The organism is Aminobacter sp. P4_D5, from assembly GCF_056401815.1.
In genome coordinates this window covers 1-530 of record NZ_JBFUIP010001331.1, presented here as the reverse complement: position 1 = coordinate 530, position 530 = coordinate 1, and the positions used below count along the sequence as shown (strand labels likewise).

Below are 530 nucleotides of genomic sequence, written 5' to 3'. Positions count from 1 at the left end.
GTGCCAGGGCACGCCGGCGGCGGCGGTCTTCTGCTGATCGAGCGTGAAGTCCTGCGCGGCGGAATGGACGCGCGCCCAGTCCTCGCGGTTGTTCCAGAGGATGTTCAGGATCTGCGTCACCAGCTGCGGCGAGGCGTCCTCGCGCACGCCCAGGATGTTCGCGACCGAGAGCTGCTGGTTCGGCGTGGTCTGGCCGGGATAGGTCCCGGCCGGGATGGTCTCGGCGAAATAGACGGGCCCGTGCTCGCGCACGATGGCCGCCAGCGCATCGGCATGGTCGACCAGGACCAAGGTTGTGCCGGGCGTGGCGCCAAGGTCCGTGATGGCGCTGGTCGGGATGCCCGAGACGAAGAAATAGGCATCGATCTTGCCGTCGCGGATGGCGTTGGTGCTCTCGGCCGGCGAGAGGCGCTCGACGCCACGGAAATCCTTGGCGATATCGAGACCGGCCGCGGCGATCAGGCGGCGTGCGAAGAGCTCAGTGGCCGAGGCGGGCGCGCCGGTCGAGATGCGCTTGCCCTTCATATCGG

1 protein-coding gene is annotated in these 530 nt (G+C 68.5%); it reads right to left on the bottom strand.

Features of this window, described 5'->3' with window-relative positions; translation table 11 throughout:
* The coding region (locus AC1DWF_RS38230; RefSeq protein ID WP_476843608.1) for a TAXI family TRAP transporter solute-binding subunit at positions 1 to 530 on the bottom strand (530 nt) is incomplete at both ends.